Origin of the sequence: Cellulomonas biazotea (assembly GCF_004306155.1) — a bacterium.
GTDB lineage: Bacteria > Actinomycetota > Actinomycetes > Actinomycetales > Cellulomonadaceae > Cellulomonas > Cellulomonas biazotea.
Genome location: NZ_BIMR01000252.1, coordinates 1 through 8,307, shown reverse-complemented (window position 1 = coordinate 8,307; position 8,307 = coordinate 1). Strand labels below are relative to the sequence as shown.

Here is an 8,307-nt window from a genome sequence, read left to right as displayed (position 1 = left end):
GTCCCGGGCGGACCGGGCGGCGGCGAGCCGCGTCGCGACGTCCTGCGCGGTCGCGTCGCCGACCTGCCGGCTCAGCGCCTCGACCCGCTCGGTGCAGCGCGCGACGGTGGTGTCCGCGTCGCGCAGCGCCCGCTCGGCCGCGACCCGCGCGTCCTCCGCGTCCTGCACGGCGTCCGCGGCGACGTGGTCGACACCGATCCCGGCCTTCGCGGGGTGCTCGACGGCACCGCAGACCGGGCAGGCGTCGCCGTCGCCGAGCGCGGCGGCGAGCTCGCCCGCGAGCCCGGCGATCCGGGCCGTGCGCAGGGCCGCCTCGTGCGCGACCGCGGTGGCGGCGCTGCGGCCGGCTGCGGTGCGGCGTGTCTCCGCTTCGGTGTGCTCGGTGCGGGCGACGTCGAGCGCGACGAGGGCCGTGGCGGTCACCTCGAGCGCGTCGACCGCGGCGCGACGCTCGCCGGCCGTCCCGGCGAGCGCCCGGGCCGTCTCCAGCCCGGTGACGAGGACGGTCCGCTCTGCCGGGCGCTCGGCGAGCCACGTCTCGTGGGTCGCGATCTCGGCCAGGACGTCGTCGACGACTGCTCGCGCGGTCCGGACCTCCTGCCGACGGGCCTCGAGCCCGGCCTCGACCGTGACCAGCCGCTCGACGGCGGCGGTCAGCCCGACGGCCTCCTCACGGGCCGCGTCCAGCGCGGCGCGCCCGACGGGCCCGGCGGCATCAGGGTCGGGTCCAGCGCTTCCCGCGGGGCGGGCGAGGTCGGCGAGGTCCACGGGCGCGGCGTCCACGGCGGCGTCGAGCGACTTGGTCGCCGACTCCAGTGCCACGACCGCCTCGTCGGCCCGGCGCAGGAGGGGCCGGACGACCTGGGCGGCCACGGCGGCCGTGACGCGCGCCTGCGCCTCCCGGTGCATCGGCTCGGCCTCGTCCAGGGCGGCACGTTCGGCGCGGAGGGCGTCGCGACGACGCAGGAGCTCGGACGTACGCGTCACGTCGTCGAGCTCCAGCCGGGCGGCCGACCTCACCGCCTCGGCCGCGTCGGCCGCTTCCCGCGCCGCGTCGGCCGTGGCGCGGACCGACCCCGTGAGCGCCCCCACGACGTCGCGCACGGCGTCGACCGTCACGGCGTCGACCGTCACCGCGTCGAGGTCGGCGCGCAGCGACTCGGCGTCGCCGGCCCCGAGGCGGGCGGCGCCGACGAGGTGCGCGGCGGACGCACCGAGCGCGGTCCGGGCCGTCTCGACGGCTGCGGCCGAGTCGCGGCGCATCTCGGCGAGCCGGCGGCCGATCCGGTCGTACACCTCGGTGCCGAAGATCTTCTGCAGCAGCCCCCGTCGGTCCTCGGGGTTGGCGCGCAGGAACCGTGCGAACTCGCCCTGCGGCAGGACGATCGTCTGGACGAACTGCGTCCGGTCGAGCCCGACGACGCGCTGGATCTCCGCGCCGGCCTCGTCGAGCCGGGTCGACAGGACCTCGCCGACCGGCAGACGGTCCGGGTCGTCGGGCGTGGTGTCGCCGGTCGCGTCCTCGCCGGACAGCCGCCACAGCGTGATCGACGGCTGCTGCTTGACGGTGCCGGTGCCGCGCTTCTTGGGCCGGTCGTACCCGGGGGTGCGCCGGACCCGGTAGACGCCCGACGCGACCTCGAAGGTCAGGTCGACGACCGTGGCGACGTCGTCGGCGGCGTACGCGGACCGCAGGCGGTCCTCCGACGCGTCGGCGGAGGCGACCTTGCCGTAGAGCGCGAAGACGACGGCGTCGATGATCGTGGACTTGCCGGAGCCCGTCGGGCCCTCGAGGAGGAACAGCCCGGACGCGGCCAGGGCGGCGAAGTCGACGGTGTGCCGGCCGGCGAACGGACCGACGGCCTGGAGGGTGAGGGTGCGCAGCTGCATCAGGCGCTCCGCTCCGCGGCGAGGACGTCCTCGTAGGCGCGACGCAGGACGTCGATCTCGACGGCGGTCGCCGCGGTGCCGGTGACGTGCTGCACGAAGTCGGCGCCGACCTCCACGGGGTCGAGCGCGGCGGTGACGACGGCGGGCCGGGCTGTGCGGGTCTGCTCGGGCGCGCGGTGCTGCACGACGAGCGCGTGCGGGAACCGCTGCGTGACCCGGCGGTACAGGTCGGCGGGACGGTGCGCGTCGGTCACGGTGACCCGCACCCAGTCCGCGACGTGCGGCTCGCCGGCCGCGCCGAGCAGGTCGTCGAGCGTGCCGGTGACCTCGGCGAGGCGGCGGGGGACGGGGGCGGGCAGCAGCTCGACGGCCGGCTCGTCGCCGGACAGGTCGACGAGCGCGGTGGACTTGGCGTGCCGCACCTCGGAGAAGGAGTAGGCGAGCGGCGAGCCCGAGTACCGCAGGGTCGTCCCGTCGGGGCCGCTGATCCGCTGCGGGCCGTGCAGGTGCCCGAGCGCGACGTAGTCGACCCCCGTGAAGACCCCGGCGGGCACGTGCTCGACGCCGCCGACGCGCAGGTCCCGCTCGGACTCGCTCGCGAGCCCGCCGACGACGAACGCGTGCGCGGCGACGACGCTGCGCGGCCTCCGCTCGGACCCGCTGGACCGCGACGACCGCGCGGCGAGGTCAGCCCGGACCCGGCGCAGGGCGGCGCCGACGACGGCCTCGTGCGACCGGGCCGGCACGACCGGCTCCCCGTCGGGGTCCTGCCCGGGCTCGGCGAGCGCCGCGCGCACGGTGTCGGGGTCCAGGTACGGGAGCCCGTAGACGAGGACGTCGCCCGCGTCGTCGGGCAGCGCGACGGGCTGGTCGAGCTCGGCGACCCGGGTGCGCAGCCGCACCCGCTCGCGCATGAGGGCCGACCCGAACCCGAGTCGGGTCGCGGAGTCGTGGTTGCCGGACGTCACGACGACGGTCGTGTGCTCGGTGAGCCGGGCGAGCGTCTCGGAGAGCAGGGTCACGGCCTCGACGGGCGGGATCGCCCGGTCGTACACGTCCCCCGCGACGACGACCGCGGCGACGCGCTCGGCCCGCACGACCTCGACCAGGTGGTCGAGGTACGCCGCCTGGTGGTCGAGGAGGTCGACCCCGTGCAGCGTCCGACCGAGGTGCCAGTCGGAGGTGTGCAGGATGCGCATGGCGAGGACGCTAACCGCCGCCGCCGACACCGTGGCCGAGGTGCCCCGGAGGGTCGGGATCCGGTCGCGTCGACCGGGGGCTGTGGACGGTTCGCGTCGCCAGCTGGGTCGCGGCGCGCACACGCGACGGACCGCTCGACGACCCGGACGTACCGGTCCCCGCCGACGCCGGACCTGGGAACGACGGCCGGATCTCGGGCGTTGGGACTTCTCGGGTGGCGGCGTCGGCGCCGACGGGTACCGTCTTCACGCCGGCCGGGCCCACGTGACCGGATCACGACCGACCGTGCAGAGCTGAGGAGTCATGGAGCTGATCGAGCAGACGGCCGCCGCCGGGACGATCCGGGTGGAGCCGCAGGACGGGCGTTCGGTCGTCGTCCTGGTGGGGGAGATCGACGCCGCCTTGCGCGACCAGGCCAGCGCGACGATGGGCCAGGCGCTCATCAGCGGCGACCCGGTCGTCGTCGACACCACCGCGGCGACGTTCATCGACTCGTCGGGCATCGCGTTCGTGCTGCAGCTGCACCTCGCCGCCCGCGAGGCGGGCATCCCCGTGTCGCTGCGCGACCCGCACCGCGTGCTGCGCGACGTGCTGGAGATGATCGGCATGGGCGACGAGTTCCCGTCCGAGCCGGGCCGGGGTGCCGAGCCCGTGGTCGCCGCCGGGGTGCCGACGCCCGTCTGAGCCGACGACGCCCGGGACGTCTCCACCCCGCTGCCGCCGCGTCCTGGAGTCGGCGCCGACGCGTCGTCCTCCTCGATACCGCCGCGTCGCGCTCGATACCGCCGCGCCGCGTCAGGGCGTCGGCTCGGGCTCCGTGACGTCCGCGGTCGTCGCGCCGAGCGCCCGCACGAGCGCCGACCCCTCGACGGTCGCCGCGACCCCGTGCGCACCGGCGCCGATCGACACCGACCGCCCCACGACGCGCGAGTCGGCGACCACGGGCCACGGCTGGGTCGACCCGAACGGCGTGATCGTGCCGCGCTCGTACCCGGTGACGTCGCGGGCGGTCGCGGCGTCAGGCATCGACAGGCGGCTCACGCCGAGCAGGGCGCGCAGCTTGGGCCAGGAGATGGTCCGGTCGCCGGGCACGAGGACGAACAGGAAGTCGTCGTCGCCGCGCCGCACCACGATCGTCTTGACGATGTCGGCGGGCGAGACGCCCCGCGCGGCGGCGGCCTCGGCGAGCGAGCCGACCCGCCCGTGCCGGGTCACCCGGTGGTCGATCCCGGACGCCTCGAGCGCGGCCACGGCCCGCCGCTCGCCGTCGTGCCCGCCGGCCGTCGTCCCCTCGCTCATCCGGTCACTGTAGGACGCACCGCCCGCGGCAGAGGGACCGGGGGGCCGCCCGGGCCCTGCGCGTCGACGTGCACGCGCCCGTCCTCGACCACCAGGTGGTCGCCGGTCCACCGCCGTCGCAACCAGCGGTCGTGCGTCGCGACGACGACCGCGCCGGGTGCGACCTCCAGGGCGTCGACGAGCTCGTCGGCGAGCCGGACGGACACGTGGTTCGTCGGCTCGTCGAGCAGCAGGACGGCGGGCGTGCGCGCCACGAGGAGCGCGAGGACGACGCGTCGCCGCTGCCCGACGGACAGCTCCCGCAGGGGCCGCTCGACGTCGCGGGGTGCGACGAGGCCGAGATCGACGAGCCGCGGCGCGCGCGGCAGGTCGGCGGTGACGGCCTCGTAGAGGTCGCGCGGCGTGCGGTCGTCGTCGGCGAGGCCGACGTCCTGCTCCAGGAGCGCGACCTCGACACCGCGCGCCCGCTGCACCGACCCGGTCGCGGGCACCAGGTCCCCGGCGAGCAGGTGCAGCAGCGTCGACTTCCCGGCGCCGTTAGGTCCACTGACCAGCACCTTCGCGCCGGCGGCGAGGTCGAGGGACGGGACGTCGAGCCGCCCCGGCACCGACGCGTCCCGCACCTGCAGCACGAGCCCCGCCGCACCGGCCTCCCACGACGGGGGTGCGGCGAACCGCAGGGGTGCGGGCGGCTTGCGGACCTGGTCGCGCGTGAGGTCGTCGAGCCGGCGCTGCGCGTCACGGACCCGCCGTGACACCTGCTGCTCGACCCGCGCGCCCTGGGCGTCGTAGTCCATCTTGAAGTTGTTGCCGAGCTCGCGCCCGTACCCGACCTCCCGGGCGGTGACCCGGACGGCGTGGCGCAGGCGCGCCATCTCGTCACGCTCCGCCTTCCACCGCTCCGCCCAGCGCTCGCGCTCGACGCGCTTGGCCGCGAGGTAGTCGGTGAACGTCCCGCCGTACCGGGTGGGGCCGTCGAGGGACGGGTCGAGGTCGAGGATCTCCGTGCAGGTCTCGTCGAGGAACACGCGGTCGTGGCTCGTCAGGACGACGGCACCCGGGAGCGCCCGGAGCGCACCGGCCAGGTACTCCGCGGCAGCGTCGTCGAGGTGGTTGGTCGGCTCGTCGAGCAGGACCGCCGCGGGGCTGCGGACCAGGAGGGCCGCGAGCGCGAGCCGCGACCGCTGCCCGCCCGACAGGCGCGCCGTCGGGCGCGTCGGCTCGACGTCCGCGAGGCCCAGGCCGACGAGTGCGAGCTCGGCGCGGCGGTCCGCGTCCCAGACGCCCGCGAGCTCGGCGTGCAGGAGGGCGGCCGCGTACGCGTCGTCGGTGCCGGGACCGCCGTCGGCGAGCGCGGCCGACGCGTCCTGCAGCGCGGCCTCGACGGCCCGGACGTCCGCGAGCGCGGCGGCCATGACGTCGGCGACGGTGTCGGTCGCCCGGAACCGGGGCTCCTGCGTGAGGAGCTCGAGCGCGGACGGGCGGACGACGTCGCCGGCGTCGGGGTCCTCGACACCCGCGAGCAGGCGCAGGAGCGTCGACTTGCCGATGCCGTTCTCCCCGACGACGCCGAGGCGGTGGCCGGGGTCGACGTCGAGGTCGACGCCGGTCAGGACAGGGCGCCCGTCGTAGGAGCGGGACAGGGCACGGGCACGAAGGACTGGGGTCATGCGATCACCACCGGGTGCACCACGGTCGCTGCCGCTCGGGGGGCGCGACGGGCGCGGGGAGTCGGGAGGGGGACTCGGCGCGGGTGGTCAGATCAGCACCCGGACACCGTAGGCACGGTCCGGTGGCCGCGCCACGGGATTTCCACGCGACGCGACCCGACGAGCCGACGCGGGCCTCACGGCCGCCCGCCCGGTCGCGCACCCCGCCGCCGCTCGCCACCATGACGCCATGGACCGCACCGCGACGAGACCGGCCCGCCCGTGATCGCGAGCCTGCTGCTCGGGGTCCTCGGCATGAACGTGCTCGCGCTCGGGCTCGTCGTCGCGCGCGGGCCGGTCTACGGGACACGGGTCTACCGGCCGATGCTGCTCAACCTCGCGCTGTCGGCGGCGCCGCTGCTGGTCCTGCTGCTGGCGTTCGGTGCCGTGTCCCTGCTCGCCGTCGGCGTGCCACGGGCCGTCGTCTTCACGGTCATCACCGTGCTGCTCGTCGTCTGGCTGCTGCTCCTGCCGAACGCCGGGTACCTCGTGACGGAGCTCAACCTCAGCCACCGGCGCGACGACGACGGGGTGCCGATGTGGTTCGACGTGGTGCTCGTCGTGTCGCTCGCGATGGCGGGCGTGCTCAACACGGTGCTCAACGTGCTGGTCGTGCAGCTCGAGTACGTCGTGGTCGTGCACGGCGACGTCGCCGCACCGCTGCTCGCGGGCGACACGCTCGCGCTGGTCGTCGTCGTGCTGCTGCTGGTCGCGTGGGGCATGTACCTGGGCCGGCACCTGCGCCTCAACAGCTGGGACGTGCTGCGACCGTGGCGGATCGTGCACAAGACGGTCGTGCACCTGCGGGAGCCGTCGGCGGCGGGCCAGGCGGTGGCGTTCACGCTGCTCTACGCCCTGTTCTTCGGGGTGATGTACGTCGCGGTGGCCGGTCCGGTGATCCAGGCGCTGGTGCTGCTGGAGGAATGAGCGCGCGGGCCCGGCGGGGCACCTGGGAGAATCGTGCGTCGTGACCACCAGCGAGCCGTCGACCGGCGCCGACCGTCCGGCGGGTCCCCGCCGGCGCGGGGGCCGCGGCGGCCGTGGTCGTCGTCCTGCGGAGGCACGACGGCCCGAGGACGACCAGCGTCGCCGGGACGACGAGCCGCGTGAGGGCCGTCGCCGCGACGAGTCCCGCGAGCCCCGTCGCCGTGACGAGGGCCGCGGGCGTGACGGTCGCGCGCGCGACGCCGAGCGGACCGCCGCCCGGCGGGCGCGTGCCGCGGCGACGCGAGCCGCGGTCGTCGTCCCGACGATCGTCTACCCGGAGAACCTGCCGGTCAGCGCCCGGCGCGACGAGATCGCGGAGGCGATCCGCGACCACCAGGTCGTCGTCGTCGCGGGCGAGACGGGCTCGGGCAAGACGACGCAGATCCCGAAGATCGCCCTCGACCTGGGCCGTGGGCGCGCGGGGCAGATCGGCCACACGCAGCCCCGCCGGATCGCGGCACGGTCGGTCGCGGAGCGCATCGCGGAGGAGGTCGGGACGCCGCTCGGCGAGCTCGTCGGGTACCAGGTGCGGTTCACGGACACGTCGTCCGAGGAGACGCTCGTCAAGGTCATGACGGACGGCATCCTGCTCGCGCAGATCCAGCGGGACCCGATGCTGTGGTCGTACGACACGCTCATCATCGACGAGGCGCACGAGCGGTCCCTCAACATCGACTTCATCCTCGGGTACCTCACGCGGCTGCTGCCGCAGCGGCCCGACCTCAAGGTCGTCATCACGTCCGCGACGATCGACTCGGCGCGGTTCGCGGCGCACTTCGCGGGCCCGCCGACGCCCGAGCACCCCGAGGGCGTGCCCGCGCCGGTCGTCGAGGTCAGCGGCCGCACGTACCCGGTGGACATCCGGTACCGCCCGCTGTCGCCCGACGTCGAGGCCCCCGACGAGGACGCCGGCCGTCGCCCGCGCGCGAAGGCCACCGAGGACCGCGACCTCATGACGGCCATCACGGAGGCCGTCGACGAGCTGTCCGCCGAGGGGCCGGGCGACATCCTCGTGTTCCTGTCGGGCGAGCGGGAGATCCGGGACGCCGAGGACGCGCTGCGGACGTCGCTCGGCGCGCGCGTCACCGACGCCCGCCACCCGCAGCACGTCGAGCTGCTGCCGCTGTACAGCCGGCTGTCGGCCGCCGAGCAGCACCGCGTGTTCGAGCAGCACGCGGGTCGCCGCGTGGTGCTGTCGACGAACGTCGCCGAGACGTCCCTG

7 protein-coding genes are annotated in these 8,307 nt (G+C 75.9%); 3 read left to right on the top strand and 4 right to left on the bottom strand.

The window, feature by feature from the left end; genetic code table 11:
* The coding region (locus CBZ_RS15570) for an AAA family ATPase (protein WP_130782419.1) at positions 1-1,890 on the bottom strand (1,890 nt) is incomplete at its 3' end.
* Positions 1,890-3,089 carry an exonuclease SbcCD subunit D gene (locus CBZ_RS15565; RefSeq protein WP_130782418.1) on the bottom strand — a complete coding sequence of 400 codons (1,200 nt, stop codon included), beginning with the start codon at positions 3,087-3,089 and terminating at the stop codon, positions 1,890-1,892. The genes CBZ_RS15565 and CBZ_RS15570, both read right to left, overlap by 1 nt.
* A gap of 304 nt (positions 3,090-3,393) precedes the next feature.
* On the opposite strand from CBZ_RS15565, the gene CBZ_RS15560 reads away from it, so the two are divergent.
* The gene (locus CBZ_RS15560) at positions 3,394-3,774 is read left to right on the top strand and encodes an STAS domain-containing protein (RefSeq protein WP_130782417.1); all 381 of its coding nucleotides are present in this window, start codon (positions 3,394-3,396) and stop codon (positions 3,772-3,774) included.
* 111 nt (positions 3,775-3,885) lie between these two features.
* On the opposite strand, the gene CBZ_RS15555 is transcribed toward CBZ_RS15560, so the two are convergent.
* Both CBZ_RS15555 and CBZ_RS15550 read right to left on the bottom strand, forming a co-directional pair.
* Positions 3,886-4,389, bottom strand: a complete 504-nt coding sequence (locus tag CBZ_RS15555; protein ID WP_130782416.1) for an aminoacyl-tRNA deacylase — start codon at positions 4,387-4,389, stop codon at positions 3,886-3,888.
* A complete protein-coding gene (locus CBZ_RS15550) occupies positions 4,386-6,059 on the bottom strand; it encodes an ABC-F family ATP-binding cassette domain-containing protein (protein ID WP_130782415.1) in 1,674 nt (557 codons plus the stop codon). Before CBZ_RS15550 ends, CBZ_RS15555 begins: the two co-directional genes overlap by 4 nt.
* A gap of 261 nt (positions 6,060-6,320) precedes the next feature.
* Here CBZ_RS15550 and CBZ_RS15545 point away from each other — a divergent pair, with 261 nt between their 5' ends.
* Entirely contained in the window at positions 6,321-7,025 is a 705-nt protein-coding gene (locus CBZ_RS15545; RefSeq protein ID WP_130782414.1) for a DUF1361 domain-containing protein, read from the top strand.
* A 40-nt stretch (positions 7,026-7,065) separates the two neighbouring features.
* Positions 7,066-8,307, top strand: a 1,242-nt coding sequence (locus tag CBZ_RS15540) for a DEAD/DEAH box helicase (RefSeq protein ID WP_130782413.1), incomplete at its 3' end; no start/stop codon positions are given.